This is a genomic window from Rothia sp. HMSC065D02 (genome assembly GCF_001815285.1).
Classification (GTDB): Bacteria; Actinomycetota; Actinomycetes; order Actinomycetales; family Micrococcaceae; genus Rothia; species Rothia dentocariosa.
Map to the genome: position 1 here is coordinate 608,775 of NZ_KV820092.1, position 20,348 is coordinate 629,122.

Annotated in this window: 15 protein-coding genes and 1 riboswitch; of the genes, 7 read left to right on the top strand and 8 right to left on the bottom strand. The window is 51.4% G+C overall.

Features of this window, described 5'->3' with window-relative positions; translation table 11 throughout:
• Positions 1-290: 290 nt before the first annotated feature.
• From whiA to HMPREF3016_RS10085, 5 genes are all read right to left on the bottom strand, one after another.
• The gene (gene whiA, locus HMPREF3016_RS10065) at positions 291-1,256 is read right to left on the bottom strand and encodes a DNA-binding protein WhiA (RefSeq protein ID WP_048752241.1); all 966 of its coding nucleotides are present in this window, start codon (positions 1,254-1,256) and stop codon (positions 291-293) included.
• A 136-nt stretch (positions 1,257-1,392) separates the two neighbouring features.
• Complete coding sequence (gene yvcK, locus HMPREF3016_RS10070) at positions 1,393-2,463, bottom strand: gluconeogenesis factor YvcK family protein (RefSeq protein ID WP_070448665.1); 1,071 nt, start codon at positions 2,461-2,463, stop codon at positions 1,393-1,395.
• Positions 2,463-3,353, bottom strand: a complete 891-nt coding sequence (gene rapZ, locus HMPREF3016_RS10075) for an RNase adapter RapZ (protein WP_048754074.1) — start codon at positions 3,351-3,353, stop codon at positions 2,463-2,465. Before rapZ ends, yvcK begins: the two co-directional genes overlap by 1 nt.
• Before the next feature lie 103 nt (positions 3,354-3,456).
• Positions 3,457-5,430 carry an excinuclease ABC subunit UvrC gene (uvrC, locus tag HMPREF3016_RS10080; protein ID WP_070448663.1) on the bottom strand — a complete coding sequence of 658 codons (1,974 nt, stop codon included), beginning with the start codon at positions 5,428-5,430 and terminating at the stop codon, positions 3,457-3,459.
• 91 nt (positions 5,431-5,521) lie between these two features.
• Positions 5,522-6,202, bottom strand: a complete 681-nt coding sequence (locus tag HMPREF3016_RS10085; RefSeq protein WP_004004596.1) for a lysophospholipid acyltransferase family protein — start codon at positions 6,200-6,202, stop codon at positions 5,522-5,524.
• 460 nt (positions 6,203-6,662) lie between these two features.
• On the opposite strand from HMPREF3016_RS10085, the gene HMPREF3016_RS10090 reads away from it, so the two are divergent.
• From HMPREF3016_RS10090 to HMPREF3016_RS10110, 5 genes are all read left to right on the top strand, one after another.
• Positions 6,663-9,074, top strand: coding sequence for a nitric-oxide reductase large subunit (locus HMPREF3016_RS10090; protein WP_048754076.1), 2,412 nt, complete (start codon positions 6,663-6,665; stop codon positions 9,072-9,074).
• A 5-nt stretch (positions 9,075-9,079) separates the two neighbouring features.
• A complete protein-coding gene (locus HMPREF3016_RS10095; RefSeq protein WP_048754077.1) occupies positions 9,080-9,889 on the top strand; it encodes a transposase in 810 nt (269 codons plus the stop codon).
• Between the two features lie 158 nt (positions 9,890-10,047).
• Positions 10,048-10,830, top strand: a complete 783-nt coding sequence (locus HMPREF3016_RS10100) for a slipin family protein (RefSeq protein WP_070741929.1) — start codon at positions 10,048-10,050, stop codon at positions 10,828-10,830.
• A gap of 209 nt (positions 10,831-11,039) precedes the next feature.
• Positions 11,040-11,588 (top strand): NAD(P)H-dependent oxidoreductase, encoded by a 549-nt coding sequence (locus tag HMPREF3016_RS10105; protein ID WP_048754078.1) that lies wholly within the window; start codon positions 11,040-11,042, stop codon positions 11,586-11,588.
• Positions 11,589-11,835: 247 nt separating this feature from the next.
• Positions 11,836-12,390: an NAD(P)H-dependent oxidoreductase gene (locus HMPREF3016_RS10110; RefSeq protein ID WP_246822570.1), complete on the top strand. Its 555-nt coding sequence runs from the start codon at positions 11,836-11,838 to the stop codon at positions 12,388-12,390.
• A 111-nt stretch (positions 12,391-12,501) separates the two neighbouring features.
• Here the strand turns inward: HMPREF3016_RS10110 and HMPREF3016_RS10115 are convergent, their stop codons facing one another.
• On the bottom strand, positions 12,502-14,145 hold the full coding sequence (locus HMPREF3016_RS10115) for a bifunctional hydroxymethylpyrimidine kinase/phosphomethylpyrimidine kinase (RefSeq protein WP_048754079.1): 1,644 nt from the start codon (positions 14,143-14,145) through the stop codon (positions 12,502-12,504).
• Between the two features lie 100 nt (positions 14,146-14,245).
• Positions 14,246-14,370: riboswitch (TPP riboswitch) on the bottom strand.
• 198 nt (positions 14,371-14,568) lie between these two features.
• Between HMPREF3016_RS10115 and HMPREF3016_RS10120 the strand changes: the two genes are divergently transcribed.
• Together HMPREF3016_RS10120 and HMPREF3016_RS10125 are read left to right on the top strand one after the other, a co-directional pair.
• On the top strand, positions 14,569-15,324 hold the full coding sequence (locus HMPREF3016_RS10120; RefSeq protein ID WP_070741932.1) for a DUF6318 family protein: 756 nt from the start codon (positions 14,569-14,571) through the stop codon (positions 15,322-15,324).
• A gap of 43 nt (positions 15,325-15,367) precedes the next feature.
• Positions 15,368-16,456: a hypothetical protein gene (locus tag HMPREF3016_RS10125; protein ID WP_246828536.1), complete on the top strand. Its 1,089-nt coding sequence runs from the start codon at positions 15,368-15,370 to the stop codon at positions 16,454-16,456.
• A gap of 112 nt (positions 16,457-16,568) precedes the next feature.
• On the opposite strand, the gene HMPREF3016_RS10130 is transcribed toward HMPREF3016_RS10125, so the two are convergent.
• Both HMPREF3016_RS10130 and HMPREF3016_RS10135 read right to left on the bottom strand, forming a co-directional pair.
• On the bottom strand, positions 16,569-18,302 hold the full coding sequence (locus HMPREF3016_RS10130; RefSeq protein WP_070741935.1) for an ABC transporter ATP-binding protein: 1,734 nt from the start codon (positions 18,300-18,302) through the stop codon (positions 16,569-16,571).
• Positions 18,295-20,121 carry an ABC transporter transmembrane domain-containing protein gene (locus HMPREF3016_RS10135; RefSeq protein WP_246828537.1) on the bottom strand — a complete coding sequence of 609 codons (1,827 nt, stop codon included), beginning with the start codon at positions 20,119-20,121 and terminating at the stop codon, positions 18,295-18,297. Before HMPREF3016_RS10135 ends, HMPREF3016_RS10130 begins: the two co-directional genes overlap by 8 nt.
• Positions 20,122-20,348: the final 227 nt, after the last annotated feature.

Below are 20,348 nucleotides of genomic sequence, written 5' to 3' on the forward strand. Positions count from 1 at the left end.
ACATTACGAAATTGACCAAAAACCCTTTGTTTTCTGTTGTTTTACGTTGAATTCAGCGGCTCTGTATGTTGGGATATGGTTGTAGCTACTCAAACGCAACTGATGTCAAACTAAGACAAAATATACTAAAGACTTTATAGTTAGATCCTTCTCTTCTATGAAAAGAGCGCACGACCCCACGCGCCACCGCATCACAGTAGTATTAGCTTGCCTATAAAAATTTTTTGCGCAACAGAAGGGCGGGTTATCTGTAGAGAGTCCAGATAACCCTCCCTTGACACGACAATTACTTATGAAGACTTCGGGAGTTCAGTTCCAGGAATCCCCAGTTCTTTTGCACGTTTATCGGCCATGACTAGCAAACGACGAATACGTCCAGCGATCGCGTCCTTCGTCAGAGGAGGATCTGCCATACGTCCCAGCTCATCCAAAGAGGCTTGCTTATTCATGGCACGCAGTTCGCCCGCATAGCGCAGATGATCTGGAACATCGTCTCCCAGGATCTCCAAAGCACGTTCTACACGGGCACCCGCGGCCACAGCTGCCTGAGCAGAACGACGCAGGTTTGCATCATCAAAGTTTGCCAGACGGTTCGCAGTCGCCCGAACTTCCTTACGAGTACGTTGCTCACGCCACGCCTTGAGGGCGTCCTGAGCCCCCATACGCTCCAAAAGCCGGGCTATAGTCTCGCCATCGCGGACCACAACACGATCCACTCCGCGAACCTCACGCGCTTTAGCAATAATTTCCAAACGCCGGGCCGCTCCCACAAGAGCAAGCGCTGCTTCCGGCCCTGGGCATGTAAATTCGATTGCTGATGAGCGACCAGGCTCTGTGAGCGATCCATGTGCCAAAAAAGCACCACGCATGACCGCTTCGGCGTCCTGAATGGAGCCATTGACAACAGCAGGCGGCAGCCCCCGCACCGGGCGCCCTCGCAAATCTAAAAGACCGGTTTGTCGAGCAAGTGCTTCTCCCCCGGCATCAACACGCACTATATAACGCCCGCCGCGGCGCAAACCACCACCGCTGACGCTCGTTATCTCAGCCTCATGCCCGTATATTTCAGCAATAGTCTGCTGCATGCGTAACGCGGTCTGTTCGGAATCAACTTCTGCCTCAACAACAATCCGCCCAGAAACGATGTGCAAACCACCAGTAAAGCGCAGAATAGTCGAGATCTCCGCCTTACGTACTGACGCTTTGCTCGTTTCGTATCTGGCCAGCTCATCCTTAACGAGCGCGGTAAGAGCCATTGTTGTTCCTTCCCACCGTGAGGTTCGTATGATGTGATGTGCTGATAATGCACTCAGCTATGCTACATGCTCTATTTAGAGAAACGGTGTATCTTGAGGTGGCAGAAATAGAAAATAAATTCCACGCTTCTTACCTCTAAAACTTGAACGAAAATAGTTCGTGATACGCCGCTGCAAGTTTCAGAGGATTATGTACATTGTTTTCAGCTGATGCTCGTACGGGTGCCCACATCACACGCGCCCCCATAGATTCTGATTCTCGTTCCAGTTCGCTACGTACAGACTTGGGTGTTTCGTCATCAGCAATAACCGCGTCCAATCGAAGATCCGGGGCGTATCGTTTCAAGAGTGCTAAATGTGCGGCTGGAGTGAATCCAGCGGTTTCTTCGTCATCCGAAAGATTCATAACTACACAGCGCATAGCTTCTGTACGGCAGATAACATCGCGCTGTGCTTCTAACAACAAGTGCGGCAGAACGGAGGTGCGCCACGACCCGGGGCCTAAGATTACCCAATCGGATTCCTCAATAGCGGTTAGCGCTTCCGGACATGGGCGCGCGTCTTTGGGAGTAAGCCCAATATCGTGCACTTGCTTTTCTTTTGAGAGGTTAACTTGCCCGCTAATACGCACCCGTTCGATGCCACCGCCAGCATGTTCCCGTAGCACCGTACCATAAATAACCATAGGATCCAATGCCATAGGAAGCACCCGACCACGAGCGTTGAGCAGAGCTCCCGCCCAGTCAAGCCCAGCAACGGGGTCTTCAAGAAGCTGCCAGAGCGTCGTAATAAGCAGGTTTCCAAGGGCGTGATATTCAAGAGGAAACTCGTCAGTATACCCCTCAGGCGCGCTAAAACGATGCTGCATAACGTCTCGCCACGTTCGCCCCCAATCGGTATCATCGCAAAGGGCCGAGAGAGCCATACGCAAATCTCCTGGAGGGAGTACGCCCATCTCTTTACGTAAGCGACCCGATGAACCCCCGTCATCGGCAACCGTTACTATAGCCGTTAGATCTGTTGTGACATGCCGAAGCGCGGACAGCGAACCGTAAAGTCCATGCCCGCCCCCCAAAGCTGTTACTTTGGTAACGCGGTGAGTACTTTTAAGAAGCCGTAAAGCCTGAGTTGGTAACGCGGGCAGCTTCGGGATTCCCTGAGTATCAGAGCCGACAGGCAGGTCAGGTGAATGACCGATGCGTGCCATTACTCACGCCCCTTATCACGATGCAACACGTGCACATTAACTTCGGGAAATGCGCTCAGGCGCCGAGCGATTTCTTCCGTGACAGCGACCGAGCGATGCTTCCCGCCGGTGCATCCTATAGCAATGGTGGCGTAGTATTTTCCTTCGCGACGGTACCCTTCCAGAACCGGACGCAGAGCTTCCAGGTAGTTGCTGATAAATTCCTCAGTCCCAGAGTTACTGAGCACGTAGTCACGTACTGGGGCATCCTGTCCGGTGAGCGGACGCAATTCAGGAATCCAGTGCGGGTTTGGAATAAAGCGCATATCTGCCATGAAGTTCGCATCTGTGGGTGATCCGTATTTGAATCCAAAGCTCATGACAGTAAGGTTGAGTTTTTTATCCGGTCCGTCAGCAAACATCTCGCGTACTGTGCGTGCAAGCTCATGCACATTCATGCCCGTGGTATCAATCGTGCGATCAGAGGCGAGTCGAAGCCCCTCGAAGAGGGAACGTTCGGCACGTATACCGTCAAGTACGCGACCTTCTCCTTGAAGCGGATGGGGGCGACGCTGTGCCTCATAGCGAGCCACGATAGTTTCATCTTTGGCGTCTAGAAAAAGCATCGAGAAATCAACGTCGGATTTGCGAAGAGTTTCAATAGCCGCTGGTAAGTCGTCGAAAACCGCGCGGGCTCGTACGTCAATCCCCAGTGCAACCTTCGGAACTTTGGCACCATCCTGCGTAACGAGTTCCGCGATCGATTCCAGCATTTGTGGCGGAATATTATCAATCACATACCAGCCCTCATCCTCAAGGACATTAGCAACAGTGCTACGACCTGCGCCTGAAATACCGGTAATTACCAATATCTGGGGTTTTTGCGATTTATTTAGCAATTCGCCACTCATTATGTAGTTTCTCCTTTGATACGAATTGTCTCTAGTTCTCCATCATACTAGACAACCCCTTATGGCGGACGGCTATCTGTGCATAAATACCCGGGGTGCTACTTCAGGCAGTTTCCTTTTGGTTGAGGTGGTCATGCACTTTTTGTGCGAGCGCAGGCCCCACGCCTGAAACCTGTTGGAGTTCTTTAATCGAGGCATTCCGTACTTTAGCAACCGACCCAAAATGTTTAATAAGCGCTGCACGCTTGACACTGCCTAATCCGGGCACAGAATCCAAAGCAGAAGCCACCATAGCTTTACCTCGTTTTGCGCGGTGGAACGTAATAGCAAAACGGTGTGCCTCATCGCGAATACGCTGCACAAGGTATAGCGCTTCAGAGGTACGGGGCAGAATCACTGGGAAATCATCGTCGGGTAACCACAGCTCTTCGAGGCGCTTTGCGATACCTACCACGTAGATATCCTCAATACCGAGGTCACTCAAGGCGGACTGGGCGGCTGCAACTTGAGGTGGACCGCCATCAACTAAGACCAGATTAGGCGGATACGCAAATTTAGCTGGTTCTTGTGCCGAGCTATCCGCCGCGACTTCTCCCGAGGACAAAGGTGCTTCCGCACGTTGCTGCTGCTCGGCGAGATAGCGTTTAAATCGCCTGGTGATGACGTCATACATACTGGCGGTGTCGTCACGAGCAGCATCCCCTGTGATCGAGAATTTGCGGTAGGCACTTTTGGTGGGCATTCCGTCTTCAAAAACCACCATGGAGGCCACCACGTTAGTACCTTGCACATGGGAAATGTCGTAGCATTCTATGCGCATGAGCGGGTCCGGTAGTTCTAAGACTTCTTGGAGTTCCACGAGCGACGCTGAACGGGTGGTAATATCCCCAGCACGACGGCTCTTGTGCAAGGTCAGGGAATGTTGGGCGTTCTCGGCGACCGTTTTCATCAGTGCCGCTTTATCGCCGCGCTGCGGTACTGCAATATCGACTTTGGCACCACGCACACCTGAGAGCCATTCCTGAAGCTGCTGGGTATTCTCCGGCATAGTAGGAACTAAAATCTGTCGGGGGATCTCATGTTGTGTAGCGTCTAACCCGGAATCTTCGTCAAAAGCTGCAGCGCTAGCAATATTTGCTGCCATTTCACTATAAACCTGAACGAGAAGCTGCTCTATTAGCTCAGTTTCGCCACCGTCATTAACCTTCTCAACGATCCAGCCACGTTGGCCTCGAATACGCCCACCGCGCACGAAGAACACCTGCACTGATGCCTCTAACTCGTCCTGAGCAAAGGCGAAAAGATCAGCATCAACAGAGTCCGATAAAACCACGGCGTTACGTTCAAATGCCTTTGTTAGCGCGGTAATATCGTCACGTAATACAGCCGCACGTTCGAAGTCCATATCGGCTGCAGCTTCTTTCATGCGTCGGGTAAGCTGGGTAATAAATTTTTCGGCGCCCCCTGCCATGAAACGGCATAGCCCATCTGCTAGTTCACGGTGTTCTTCGGGGCTCACACGCCCTACACACGGGGCTGCGCATTTATCGATATACCCTAAAAGACACGGGCGTCCCGATGCTTCGGCACGTTTAAAGATTCCCTCCGAGCAGGTACGCACCGGGAATACGCGCAGAAGCGCATCTAAAGTTTCACGAATAGCCCACACTTGTGAGTAAGGACCAAAGTACCGCACACCTTTTTTACGATCACCGCGCATGATCTGCGCTCGCGGGAATTTATCACGCATTGTGACTGCAAGGTAGGGATAAGATTTATCGTCGCGGAACGCTATGTTAAAGCGGGGTTTGTATTCTTTGATCCAGGTGTATTCAAGCTGTAGAGATTCCAGCTCGCTGCCAACCACCGTCCATTCCACGCTGGCGGCAGTATGCACCATAGCGTAGGTTTTCGGGCTCAGCCGTTCTGGGGCTACGAAATAGCTGCTCAGTCGGTTGCGCAGGTTTTTTGCTTTACCCACGTATATAACTCTGCCGTGGGAATCACGAAAACGGTATACACCGGGGTGCGTTGGGATATCGCCGGAGGCTGGGCGATAGCTCTGGGGATCTGCCACGAACGCTCCTCACGGTGTAAGACTACAAGATAACCGCGCATCCATAATCAGGATGCGCGGTTAAGTGTACTCGTTTTTAGACTGGCAAGCGCTACCCTGCGTCACGCTCGGCGGAGGGCGAAACGTTGTATTCGTCCTTCCGGGCTTGGCCCGAGAGCTGAGCGATAGCATCCATGATGTGGTCGGTGGTCTGACGGCGCTGTTTACCGGTCATTTTCTCGCCGGTCTTCTCAAAATGCATGGGTTCCCCCACGCGGATGGTAAACCGGTGAGGGTAAATCATATTTGAGCCGGGCTTCTGCAGACGTTCGGTTCCGATAAGACCCACAGGAACTACTGGTGCTCCAGTCATATGGGCTAGCCAGGCTACACCAATTTTGCCGCGGTATAAAAACCCGTCACGAGATCGTGTACCTTCAGGGTAGATACCGAAGACTTTACCCTCTTCAAGTTTTTCAAGAGCTAGATCGAGTGCTTTAAGGGATTCCGAACGGTCGGAGCGGTTCACGGGGATAATGTCTACGGCCTCAAAAAAAGCCTTCATGGCCTTGCCTCGAATACCCGGTGTATTTACGTACTCCGCCTTCGCGAGGAATGCTACTCGGCGGGGCATCATAGCGGAGATAATAATGGAGTCGAGGAAGGATAGATGGTTAGATGCCACAATTACGGGCCCCTTCTTTGGGAAATGCTCAAGCCCGGTCACCCGTGCCCTGAATACAGTGCGCAGTAGCCCCGTTACTACTTTTTGCCCTGCCTTGTACGCCAGCATGTCCGGACTCCTTATGGTTCTGGTGGTTTTCTCCGTTCTTTATTATTCCATACGGATTTTATAGGCTTGACGCTTGTAGTAACTTTCTCGGGATCAGCAAAGATATTATGAAAACCTATGGAGTGTTTTCTTTACTTTCTTATTATTTCAAGCAGATGCATATTCTTACGGTACCCCACCAGAATTAGAGCACAAAACCCTTGCTTATTTCTTAGATAAGGCTCACCTAAATACACAGCTAATATATCAAATTATATCAAACGATACACAATATGAGAACTATTCTTACTTTGCCTGTGTAATTTCTTTCATAATGATGACACCGTGTCTGTAAACTTTCTAAATTCGTATTCGTAATGCAAGAATAAAACTAAGTGCCTCTGTGAGCTTCCTAATTATGGGAGATGCTTACCGCGAGCACTAACAAAAATCAATCCACGCACACTGGAGACACATCAAAATGGCTAAGAAAACCGTAACGCGCGGGGAGATCGCCAAGATCACCCGCCGCACGGATGCAGTCGGTGCCTACGCTGGAAAAGGCTGGGTACAGGCTGTAGCGTTTGTGATGCTCTTGGGCTTTACCATCATGGCCGTCTTGGCGATGCGCACCTACGCGCTCTCTATGCCGCTCCCAGATAAGATCGTCGGCAATGACGGTAAAGTTATCGCAACTGCTGAGCAGATTCAGCATGGTCAGGAGCTCTATCAGAGCCGCGGTTTGCAGCAGTACGGCTCCGTTCTGGGTCACGGTGCGTACATCGGTCCGGATTTCACCGCAGAGTACCTGCGCAAGACCACCGATGCCGCCGTTGATAAATACCGCTCAGAAGGCAAGCAAGAACCGCGCGAAATCGTTAAAAACGAGTGGCGTCACGAGAATAAATACGACGAATCCAGCAAAACCCTTACCTGGACCGAAGGACAGACCAAGGGTTTCAGCTTGATGACAGACCACTACAAGGACACCCTTACCCGTGGTGATACTTCCTTAGGTCTTTTCCCTAACGCTATTAAGAGCGACGAAGAACTGCACGATTTGACGGCATTCTTTGGGTGGACGGCATGGGCGTCGGCCGCCGAGCGTCCTAACCAGGATTACACCTACACCAATAACTGGCCCGCAGAACCAAACGTTGATAATAAACCTACTGCAGACCTCATGGTTTGGTCGGCTCTATCGCTCATCGCCCTCATTGGCGGTACCGGCTTGTTGTTTGCCATATATGGTCGTTGGTCGCGCACCATCGGTTGGCATGGCGAAGAAGCCCCAGTCCTTGACTTCCGCCAGCCGGATGAAGTTAAGCTCACCCCCTCCCAGAAGGCAGCTGGACTCTTCTTCATCACGATTATTGTTCTATTCCTCCTGCAAGCCTTGGTGGGCGCTCTCACCGAGCACTATCGCGTTGAAATAGACGGGTTCTTCGGTATCAATATGGGTGAGCTACTGCCCTACACCGTGTCTCGAACGTGGCACGTACAGCTCTCCCTCTTCTGGACGGCTGCAGCGTTCCTAGCTGGTGGTATCTTCATTGCCCCGCTTATTACCCGCAAAGAGCCGAAGAAGCAAGGTCTACTCACCGTCGTCCTCTTCGTGGCCGTGGTTATTGTGGTGCTCGGTTCGCTTCTCAACGAATGGTTCTCGCAAAAGGGCTGGATACCCGAGAACACTATCTTTGCGCAGCAGTGGGAGTACCTTGATCTGCCGCGTTTCTTCCAGATTCTGCTCACCGCTGGTATGTTCATCTGGATTGTCATTGTTTGGCGTACCCTTAGCTCACGCCTCAAGAGCGGGAAGAAAACCTCCATGCCTTGGTTGTTCCTCTTCTCAGGTCTAGCAATTCCGATGTTCTACGCCGTAGGTATGCTCGCTGGTCAGCGCACCCATTTCTCAGTCGCCGAGTTCTGGCGCTTCTGGGTGGTACACCTGTGGGTTGAAGACTTCCTCGAACTCTTCACCACTGTGATGGTCGCCTACGTCTTCGTACTCTTGGGTGTGGTGCGCGAGCGCATCGCTATCTCCATTATCATGATGGATGCAGTGCTCTACTCCGCCGGTGGTGTGGTTGGTACTATGCACCACACCTACTTCGCTGGTACTCCTTCGGAACAGATGGCATTCGGTGCGTTCTTCTCGGCAGCAGAGGTTATTCCGTTGACCTTCCTGACTGTTGAGGCGTGGGGCTTCATGCAGTTGGGGGCTCGCCAGTACTCCAATCGCACCAAGCCGTTCCCGCATCGTTGGGCTGTGATGTTCCTTATTGCTGTAGGCTTCTGGAACTTCTTGGGTGCAGGTGTCTTCGGATTCCTGATCAACCTGCCGGTTGTTTCGTACTACGAAATCGGCACCGCACTCACCGCAAACCACGCGCACGGCTCTATGATGGGTGTGTACGGTATGTTGGCACTGGCCTTCGCGGTGTTTGCGTTGCGTTACCTGATTCCTGAGAATAAATGGCCTGAGAAGGGGCTAAAGTTCTCATTCTGGGCCTTGAACATCGGGCTGATCTGGATGGTCTTCATTTCGCTTCTGCCGCTGGGTGTCGCTCAGTTGTATAAGTCCGTGGGTGAAGGCTACTACGAGGCCCGTTCCTTCGCGTTTATTCACGATGGTTCAACTGTGATTATGGATTGGCTGCGCTTACCGGGCGACGTGATCTTCTTGGCTGGTATCATCCCGCTGATCAAACTCGCATGGTTGGGTATAACTTCGTACTTCTCACAGAAGAACAAAGAAACTGTTCTGGAGCTCCCCGAGCCGCCGCTATACGAGTTGGTGGATGACGAGCGTATTGCCGAGTTTGCGGGTGCTAAGGCTGCTGACGAGCTTCCCGAACAGACCAGTCCGTACCGTAGCGATCGTCGAGGCTGACTATCATGCCTGAGCAAATTGCCGGAGTATCCCTGATGGTGTGGCTATCCAGCGTTTATGCGCTGGGGCTAGTCGCCGTCGGGTGGGGCTTCGATATTCTTGCTAAGCGCACAAGCCAACGTTTCGTGGCATCCCGGACTTTCGGGTTCACCTACCACGAGAGTAACGATGCGTGGCTCTGCCCCGAGGATCAGTGGCTATGGCCGGTAGCGTTTGATACGGATAATCGTGTGATGCGCTACCGCGCCAAGCCGAGCGTGTGCAATACCTGTCCTATTAAGGACACTTGCACCGTCTCGTCTAATGGGCGTGAACTTACGCGTGAAGTTGATGAGTGGCCTTACTCGGAGTCGGGTAAGTTCCATCGCGGTCTTGCCGTGACGGTTGCGCTTTTCGGTCCTATTATCGTGGGTGCTACGGCTCTGGCCTGGCATGCTCCCTTGGAGCTGCTGGTGGAAGCCGCCGTTATTGTGGCTTGCTTGTCACTCACCTATCCCCTAGCCATCAAGCTCATCAAATCGCCTGAGAACTTTGTGGCAGATCCTAAACATATTCCTGGGTCTACTGCGGATGAATCGGTGGCGGTTAAGATGGATAGGTTTGCCGCTAAGTGGGGCGGTATTGGCAATGAGCGTAAGCGCCGCACCGATGATGCTCGTAAGCAGATAATCTCTACTGCAACTTTGCCTGTGCGTTCTTCGCAGATTGATCCTGATCGTCCGGCGTGGAGCGGCGAGGGGACTTCTACCCCACGTCTGCATAAAACTACCGCAGAGGTTATTCAGGAGCAGAATCTCGAAGAAGTCTCTCGTTAGTGTGAGGATGCGCGCCCCGGTTTCTAAGGTACCGTCGTTGATGAATTGGTAACCTAGAGATCGGGGTGCGTATTGTCACCGCATCTAGATTTTTTCTCAGCACGCATCTACACAGGTCATTCCCACTGACCGTTACCAACGTATCTTTAGAGGACATGATGGATTCTCTTACCATTCTTTCGATTGTTATTCCGATTCTTGTAATCGTCGCTTTTCTGATTATTCGTACCCTTCGGGTCATCCCTGAATATCAGCGCGGTATTTCTTTCCGCTTCGGTCATCTACGTTCCGAGCTGAAACCTGGCATTAACCTGGTGGTTCCGCTCATCGATTCTCTGCAGCGCGTGGACATGCGTGTGATTACGCTGACCATTCCCCCGCAGGAAGTTATCACAAAAGATAACGTTCCTGCGCGCGTGAACGCGGTAGTACTTTTCCGTGTGATTAGTGCAAAAGACGCCGTACTTGAGGTCGAAAACTACCCGATCGCTACTTCTCAGATCGCTCAGACTACACTACGTTCACTGCTGGGGCGTGTGGATCTTGATACTTTGCTGGCGCATCGTGATGATTTGAATGCGGATTTGCAGAGCATTATTGATTCACGCACCCGCCCGTGGGGTATTAAAGTCGAGCTGGTTGAGATCAAGGATATTGAGATTCCTGAGGCCATGCAGCGCGCAATGGCTCGTGAGGCTGAGGCTGAGCGTGAACGCCGCGCCAAGATCATTTCGGCACGTGGTGAGCTTGAGGCTTCATCTCAACTTAAGGAGGCTTCTGACATTCTCAGTGGTTCACCAGCTTCGTTACAGTTGCGGTATTTGCAGACTCTCTTGGAGTTGGGCGCTGATCAGAATTCGACGGTTGTTTTCCCGCTTCCGCTGGATATTGTGGGACCGCTTATGGGGGCTTTGAAGGGTGCTTCTCACGAAGAAAAGTAACAGCAGCCTTCGATAAATATCACAGAATTATCCGGAACAGTTCTTTCCTACAGACTCGGGGAATATAGCTTGTTCCGGATATTTCTTTAACCTATTCACCTCAGGGCGTAGAAATCGTGAAAATAAGCAAGGAACCTAGCAGCTCTACTTGAGGGTCGATATATTGGATTCCTAACTTTCCTGTTTATCGCACACAGATTGGATTTATCATGTCAAAGATTCTTGTTATTTCAGGTCACCCGAACCTGCCAGAGTCCACCGCAAATAAGACGGTTCTTGATGCCGTAAAAAACCATTTTGGCGATGCGATAAACATGCGTGAACTCGACAAACTGTACGTGAATGGTAAATTCGATGTCTCAGCCGAGCAGAAGGCACTCGCGGAAGCAGATATCGTGGTGCTTCAGTTCCCTGTGTACTGGTATTCGGTGCCGGGCTTGCTGAAACAGTGGATTGATGACGTTTTCGAGTACGGCTTCGTATACGGTTCGCAAGGCACGGCGCTGCGCGGTAAGAAGCTCTTGATTTCTGCGACTGCGGGAGCTCCCGAGAATATGTACCGTGATGCTTTGCCGTATGAGCTCACAACCACATACGCCGATTTTGGGAATACTGCCGCTTTCACGGGTATGGAGTTAGAAGAACCTATTTTCAGCTATGGCGCATCAAGCGATCCGGGGAATACCGCAGCGGTACGGGCTATTGGTGAGAATCATGGCACCAAGCTCATCGCTAGGTTAGAATCCTTGCGGGCTTAGTATATTGCGGTTGCTATTTTCTTTTTCGGCTCCATCGCATTAGGTATTTATCATGCATTTTATGGGTAATGTTGTGCATCGTACACCTTCTGGAAAACTAAAAGCTTGTTAGCAGTATGTATTAGATTCGGCATAATGTTCACAGGCAGACATAGAGAATAGCGTGCTAATATACGAAGGTGGCAAACTTGAGCTTATACTTGAATCAGCACTCACAAGCTCATGATTCTGATGTTTACTAGATTGGATGACTATGTCTAATATCCTGATTATTTCGGGGCACCCTGACCTTACGACTTCTAACGCTAACAAGGCTATTCTTGATGCCGTGCGGGCACGGTTCGGCGATAACGTCAAGATTCGTGAGCTCGACAAGCTGCGTGTAAACGGTAAGTTTGACGTACCTGCTGAGCAGAAGGCACTTGTGGAAGCAGACGTCATCGTTCTGCAGTTCCCGGTGATGTGGTATTCAATTTCTTCTCTGCTGAAGCAGTGGATTGACGACGTTTTCGAGTACGGCTTCGCGTATGGAGAAAACGGCACCGCTTTGCAGGGTAAGAAGCTTCTGATCTCCGCAACCGCTGGCGCTATTGAAGATGTCTACCGCACCATGCTGCCACGCGACGTATCTGCCACGTTGACCGAGTTTGAGAACACCGCAGCGTTTACCGGTATGCCTCTTGAGGAGCCACTATACAGCTACGGCACAACCGGCGACCCCGATAACCCCGCTGTTGCTCGCGCCATCGGTGAGGATCACGGCAAGCGCCTGATTGAGCGTCTGGAGGCTCTGGGGGCATAGTCCCTTCTACGTGCTAAAAAGGCTCTTTATCCGAATCAAGCGGTGAAAAATACGCTTTATATGGATAAAGAGCCTTTTTTACTTTTTCGCGTGGGGCCGGACGGTGTGAGTTTACCGCAACGCTCTATGAGCCTGGTCGAAAAAGTCACGTTCATATAGGCATGCGCTCATATATGCCTGCGCGGCGGCAACACGCTGACTGGGGGAAGCCTGCTCAAATGCTTCCTCAACAACCGCCACGCAGCGGCGCACATCTGCAGCAAACTCTTCGCTGCCATACACCGAAATCCAGGCATTGTACGGATGTTCCTCGTGGGTTTTCTCCAAGAGCCGGTAACCGATCTCAAGGTACAGCCAGTAGCATGGAAGCGCCGCAGCTGCGCCCACCACATAATCCTCGCCAGCAGCAGTAGCACGTAAAAAGTTCGTGTACCCCATTGTCACTGCCGAAGGTGCACCACGCCGAATACCCCCCTGCTCCGCAGGAATAGCGGGATGCGCCGCCAACCATTCATCGTGCAAAAGCGATTCCTCAACAATTGCCGCCTGGGCACCCGCAGCCCAATGCACCTGACCTTGCGGTGAGGTGGCACGTGCCGAAAGAGTAGCTAAGGCGCGAGAATACTGGGCAAGGTACTGCGCATCTTGGTCTAAATAGAAGCCGAATAAATCCTCGTCAAGCGTGCCGTCGCCCAGCCCGCGAATAAAGGGCAAATCGAGAATGTCACACCAAATATCACCGGTAGCTTGCCACAGGGCGGCAGTCCACGGACCCGCCGGGGCTACCTTCGACTCTGGGGATTTCCGCTGCGCAGGTTTCACCAAATTCTTGGGGCTCTCGCCCGTAAGATTTTTATCAGCGTATAAGTGCTCCCACGGTTTCGTATCGGCTGCATGTTCCAAACGGCGAGCACGTGCCTGATGATCGACCGGTCCGTGACCCTGCCCGCTGCCCACGTGCAGTTCCTCACCCGCGATAATAGCCTCGTTGAGCCACCGGGTGCTCCAAGCCAGCGCGTTCGTGAGTACTCGTACACTCAGCTCATTATTGCCATTCACAAGAGCAAGTCCAAGGCGGGTAGCAAGACTTGATGAGAGTGAGCACCCGGTACCGTGGGTATTCTTTGTCTGGACGCGAGTGGTAGCCACATGTGTATGAGTTCCATTAGGGAAAACAGCCGAGTTTCCAGCGTCCTCCCCCGTCAGGTGACCGCCCTTAACAATCACGGTCGTGCCAGTGCTCCCCGCGAGCTGAGCCGCCTGGTGATGCGCCTCCTTCAAAGTCTGGGCAGGGTTGCTCTCACAGAGCACCGCGAGTTCGGCAATATTCGGAGTGATAACATTTGCCTGCGCCACCAATTCGCGCAGTGCCTGCTCGGCGTCTTGACTAATCAGGCGATCGCCGCTGGAGGCAACCATCACCGGATCAAGTACCACCACTGGTACCGGATGTTCTGCAAGCCAGGTCTTGACGGTAGTGATAGTTTCAACATCGCCGAGCATACCAATTTTAACGGCATCCACAGTCACATCGTCAAAAACTGCCGCAAGCTGTTCCTGTAAAAACTCGGTAGGTGGAGCAAAAATGCTGCGAACCCCTTGTGTATTCTGTGCGACAAGCGCGGTTGTGGCGCACATACCGTAACCACCGCTTGCAGCAATAGACTTGAGATCAGCCTGGATTCCAGCACCGCCTGTAGGGTCGGTTCCGGCAATGGAAAGCACACGAGGCGTAGATGTGTTTAATAGCGTCATAGCTATAAGTCTCCTTGGGATGGGCGTGACATCGCTGCAAACGCACCACGCTATCTAGATAATGATGAATCGGGTGTTTCAGAAAAAAGGTTAAGGCTGCTCTGCCACGGTTCGATATCCCTTCGCTAGTTCTAACTAGAGCAGGTTCAATGGGTATATCTCAGCTCCAGACAACAGCGTCGTGTTGTGTATCCGTTACAAAATGGAGCACCCCATATCGCGTTTTCACTGTAGCATATGCTGTTGGGCTCAATAGGTTCACGGACTTTATGTGTCATTGCCGTGCACATATCTCTAAGTTTTAGTAATTTTCAAACTCTTATAAAGTAATATTTCTTATTCTTGACATGTAACAGTACTGTTGAAAAGGGTCGCGCTCCCCCGCGGCCTGCTGTATATTCACCCAACCACGAAAGTTCACTGATGAGCATTCCTGCCCTTAGGCACAACAGTGCACCTCAAAGAATCCTCAACCGTCGTGCCTTGATAGCCTTCGCATCGGGGATCTGCGTTACTGAGTTCCTGACCGCTTGCGGAGAGCAAACACATGATACGGCACCTGCTCGTGCCGAAACATCCAACACCACAGACGGTAGCTCCAGCCCACATGGTACCGAATCTACCTCACCTGAGGCCCAGGCGCATCCGACCTTCACTAAGGGTTATTCTGGTGGCTCTGAAGCGCCCAAAGGTGAGTACCGTCCTGCAGACGAAAAAGGACCCGCGCAGAATGTCCCCAAGCCCAAAAAGCCCGAAGATATTGGGATTGAGACACCGGAGGCGCTTTTTCACTTTATTCAGTATTGGAACGACCTGCGGAATTACGCTATACAGACTGGAGACGTACAACCGTATGCTGACTATACGTCTGAAGGTTATAAAGAAGAGGAAGAGATTGCCAACTATATCTATAGGCTCTACCAAAAGGGAGGATGGGCAGTTGGTGGTACTAGAAAACTCACCTTTGACCCGTCCACTCTGATATCGCCAAGCGATCACGTTTACCTCATCATCGGAAATATTATCGCTAACGACGTCGTCTACTTAGATAACGAAGACTATAAGACCCATACCTATCCCTTGTCCGAACAAAATAAGAACACTATCGAGTTCGGTATCGTTTTCAAATCAACTGGTCACTGGGCATTTGCTGGGATGGAAAAAGTTGAGCTCAAATAAGAAACGCGTTTTTTGCGCTATAACAGTAATTTTCTTCTGTACAGTGTCATACTCTTCTTCTGCTGCAAACGACTATTCAGGCAATATCCACGGAGGTAAACTCACGGTTAAGGGCACCTCGTCTTCCAGCAATTCACAACAGCCTAACGAACCTCATACGGTACCGCAACAAAGTAATGGGTATCGAGATACTGACGCGAAGCAAGGTATCGCTGATACAGGCTCTAACGCTCCCGCAACCGTGAGTAGTGTAGGAAATACCTTCGATGTCTACAATGGCAATGCTTCTAAAGATGCGCCCTGTCTCTACCAAGGGAAACCCGGTAAAGTAGCCCGTGTTCCCCTACCCATTGACGATTCAGGCAACTATAAACAATACGGTGTCGTTCAGTCAGGAAACGGCGGTATAGCGTGCGTTCCCAACGATCCTGCAGACCAAAACACACCTGAAAACGAACCTACTGCCGATAACGCCCAAGTTCGCACCCAAAAGATAGAGCGCCAAGTTCGGGAGCAACTCGCCGAACTTACCACTACAAAACCCGCATTACATTTCGACGGGCATGAGCCCCACGTCAATACCGGGATCAACACAAACTTCTATGTGACCGGTGTTAAAACCGAAGCACGTGATACTACTATCCTCGATGAAGAAGTCACGATAGAAGCTGTTCCCGTTGCCTATACCTATGAGTACGGTGCTGGCGACCCTGTGTACACAACGCGGGATTCAGGAACCGCGCAAGGCTCTGTCTGGGACAAGAGCAAACGTAACTTTAAACCCACCGACACCAGCTATGCTTTCAAAGAATCCGGCAACTATCATGCTTACGTTACTGTCACCTATCAGGGTCGGTACCGTCTCAAAGGTGGGGACTGGAATATTGTTGGTTCGCTTACGGTTCGCAGTGATCCCACTCTAGTACGCGTGTGGGATACCGAGGTGCATTCTGTAGGTAAAACCTGCCACGAAGACCCTGGTGCTCGAGGATGCCCAGCACATCCGGATGAGCCCGATCGGAATAACCCGAATCCAAAGTTAACGCAGCCTGACCCGGTGACAGGGCAGCATTGGCATCGCGATGACTCGGGAGCAGGCGATACCGAATGGCGGCTCCATAAGAAAAAATAAATCCCAACCAATTCTATAACCTGTCCGAGCGTCGTACACTTTTCTTCTCTATCGTGCCGTTGTGCCCATCTACGAGAAGGACAGAGAGTGTACGGTTCTTGACTATCATCTTCTAGGTCAGAGCGAAAATCTCAGCGGGCGTGCCCTCAGCGGTAATCATGCCTTCCTGAAGCAAAACGGCGCGGTCTGCCAGGGATGCGATACGCGCATCGTGCGAAATAATCAACACAGCACGATTCGCGAGCACGGCCTGTAATGATTCGGTCGCGTCCACAAGCTCAAGCTGGGTGGTCGATTCATCAAGAATCACCGCGTGAGGGTTTGCCGCGACGATGCGCGCTAAAGCAAGCTGCTGAATCTGGTCACGGGTGAGTTCGTGCTCTCCCGTACCGATACGCGTCTTCAACCCTTGGGGAAGCTCACGCCACCAACGAGCGCTAACAGCATCCAGAGCTTCACCGATCTGTTTCTCGGTGGCTTCTGGTACTACAGCGGTGAAATTATCAATAACGGTACCAAAGAAAATATGCGCTTCTTGGGTACAAACCAGTAGTCGCGGCCTACCATCTTCGTACTTGTCGGTTGGAAATTCCCCATTGCCAACTGGTTTTCCCAGCACACGGATTGTACCGTCAAGCGCGCTTAAGGAACCGCCAATGAGCCTTGCAAGCGTGGTTTTTCCAGAGCCAGAACGCCCAACTAACGCTAAGCACTCCCTAGGCGCAATCTTCAGATTAATATCAGTCAGTACAAGCGCATCTGAAGAATAACCGTACGACACATGGGAGCACTCGATTACATGCGTGGTATTCCCCAAAGTTTCATGATGTTGTGCTCTACGAATATCTTTGCGCCGAGCACGCTGCGCTTGCGCCAGATTAATAATCCCAAACACGCGCCCCATATTAACCAGCATTATGCGTATATTGCCCACGTGATGCCCCAAAATATCCGCCATAGTTCTCAAGCTGAAAACCATAATGGATGCAGTCGCCAAGGCACCCCAGGTTGCCCACCCTTGCATGACGCAGAAGGACCCCCAGAGCAAGCAGATAACGGTAGGGAACCACGCATTCAGAGCATCAAGCGTGTAATAATTCTGGCGTATACGCACCATCTTGAGTGTAGCCCGATAACGCCGATCGTTATCAGCCTCGAATGTTTCGTTGCGAGCATCATGCACCCCAAGTTCACGAATGGTGGATGCGCCCCGGACGTTCTCGGTCAGCACGCTATTAAGCTCGCTCGTAATCTCCTGCACGCTCTGATTTTCACGGGCAAGACGCGGCAGAAAATATCCCATCAACACGCCCAAGCCGATAATCATAGGCAAGAAGATAACGCTCAGAGGTACGCTGAGTGTGGCAAGTGAAACCATAGAAACTACGAAATACAGAATCACAAAAAGAATTTCGAGCAGGTCAAAGCTGACGGCGTTCGAGGCTGAAGACAGGTCATCAGTTACTCGTGTGAGCAGGTCGCCGCTGCCGGATTCCTCGACGGTTCGCGCATCAAGATCTAGAGTTGCATCAATGGTATCTATACTTGCTTGGCGTGTTACGAGGGCGCCAAGACGGGCGGCGCTGTACATAGCCAAAAGCATCACGATGGCTTGAGCAACAGTAGCAGCAAGAATAATCAATATAGGTTTCCACGGAAATTGCACATACTTACCAGCCACAACGTCGTCAACAGTTGCACCAATCTGCAGAGGCACTACCGCACCCATGATGCTGCTCAACACATAAACCATAAAAGTGAAGAACGCACGCCCTCTATAACGCACAATATAAGAACCCATTTTCTGCACAACCACACGGGGCGGTTCGGTTGGTAACTTAGACATGATTTACCCTCTGGGTTTCGATATTGTTATCTCGCGCAATACGCCGAGATACTTCTGCAGTTGTCGAAATAACGTAAATAGTCTCAAAGCCCGCAAGCAGCCCAGGATAGAGCTCTGGCGCTGTAGGTATGCCCGCGCATTCCTCAAGTCTGTCGTAAATATATTTCTGGCTTGGCTCATCCACAGAATTAAGGGGCTCAGTCAAAATGAGTATTTGGGTGTCCTGGGCGAGCGCACGCGCAAGAGCTAAACGTTGGCGTTGTCCGCCCGAAAGGTTAGCTCCTTCGCTAGTGATCAGCGCTTCAAAATATTCATCTGGATTTCGCCCGCCCAAACGGTAAGCAATTTCGCTAGAGTCGGTTATCTGAAGGAGAGCTTCATCTTTCGCTTGCGCAGCCACAGTGTCTTCGGGCGGTACGGTGCCCAGACGTAGGTGATTCCGCAGAGTTCCGGCGAAAATCATAGGGTTAGGATCACTTAGTAGGATTCGCTGTTTATCCGGCAGTTTTTCGGCAGCGAGCGCACGCACATGTTCGACAAGCGATTCTGCATACTCTTGAGCAGTCAGCTGCCAATGCCGAGGATTGATGTATACGATGCGCGTGTTGCTTGCCTTTGCGGGAACCTGCGGGATATCGACGACCGGCATATCGTGTTCTTTCTCATGGCTCACATATGCTTCAAGTTCGGTATCTGTTCGCGGTTCTTTGAGCACACCTTGACGTACCCCGGCGTACCCTTCAAGCCGAGCAACTTTAGCCAGCCCCACCTTGGCGTAACGCCATTCGGTGAGAAAGTTTTGTGAAATCCAGACGGGCCCACCCATCATGGCGATAATAGAAGCAACCGTTACTAGGGAAGCAGCTGGAACATCAGGTACCCAGCGTCCGTTCTCAACATGTCCCGTCAGCGCGAAACCAATACCAAGCAGGGTGACTGTTCCGCTGAGGAATACGCGGATAAGGAACATCCAGCGATGAGTTTTCTCATATTCCATGAGAGCATCGAAAACATCATCTGCTCCCTGGTGATAGCGCTCGCGCATTTGCTGTTCAGCGCCCAGTCCCGTGATGGTGCGTAGTCCCGTTGCTATATCTGAGGCACGCGAAGAATTTTCACCATCTTTCGCGCGGTATACGCCCACTTTACTTTCCATGAAGGTGGAGTATTTCGCCAGAACCCATATCACTAAGGCTGTTCCGGTAAGAGTCACCGCAGCAGTGAGCGGACTAATGAGCCACAACTGTATAGCGCCTAAAGTTGCGATAATCATGGCGTTGGTGAAGAGAGGGATTGAGAAGAATACTGCGCTGATACGGCGCACGTCTTTGCTCATAACGGTAACCATCTCACCCGCATTGTTCTTATGCGCTGCGCGGTTGAGCAGGGCGTTAATATAGGTGCGCCAGTCGCGGTCTAGCTCGGCACCAAATTTCATGGATGCGCCCCACCCAAAGTATTCGTTGAGCGCGATAAACCCGATGGAGACGACAACGACCCAAAACAGCAGCCAGGCATCAGCCGTGTGTCCTGCGATTTGGTGATTGATAAAAGTGCCCACGACAACGGGAATGCCGATAGCGCCTATACCCGCAGTAGTTTCGCCAAGCATGGGGATAACCCAACGGTACCAGGGATATGTATAACCGGGGGCACTCACACGTAAAGATACCCGATTTTTCAGGTCATCGTCAGAAATACCTACCTTGGGAGTTTGTGAGGACTGTGTAGGATTTTTCTGCTGGTGCTGTGTCGTCTTTGTACTAGTGGGAGCTTCTTCTGTACTTCTTTGGTGATGCTGCTCATCCACATTCGCCATATGTGCCTCGCTTATACCCTCTATTTCATTAAATATTGAGGCTAACACATTTACCTTATATGTGTGACATGTTGCATTGCAGATTTTATAGTTTTCTGCTGTACCGCTTATTTTCACGAGGGCCTACAGAAACTAGCTACGATAGTTTTGTAGACAATCTAGATGAAACATACACAGCATGAGATGTCATGCAGTATTTTTTTGACGCGAAGACTCAAGACGCTGAT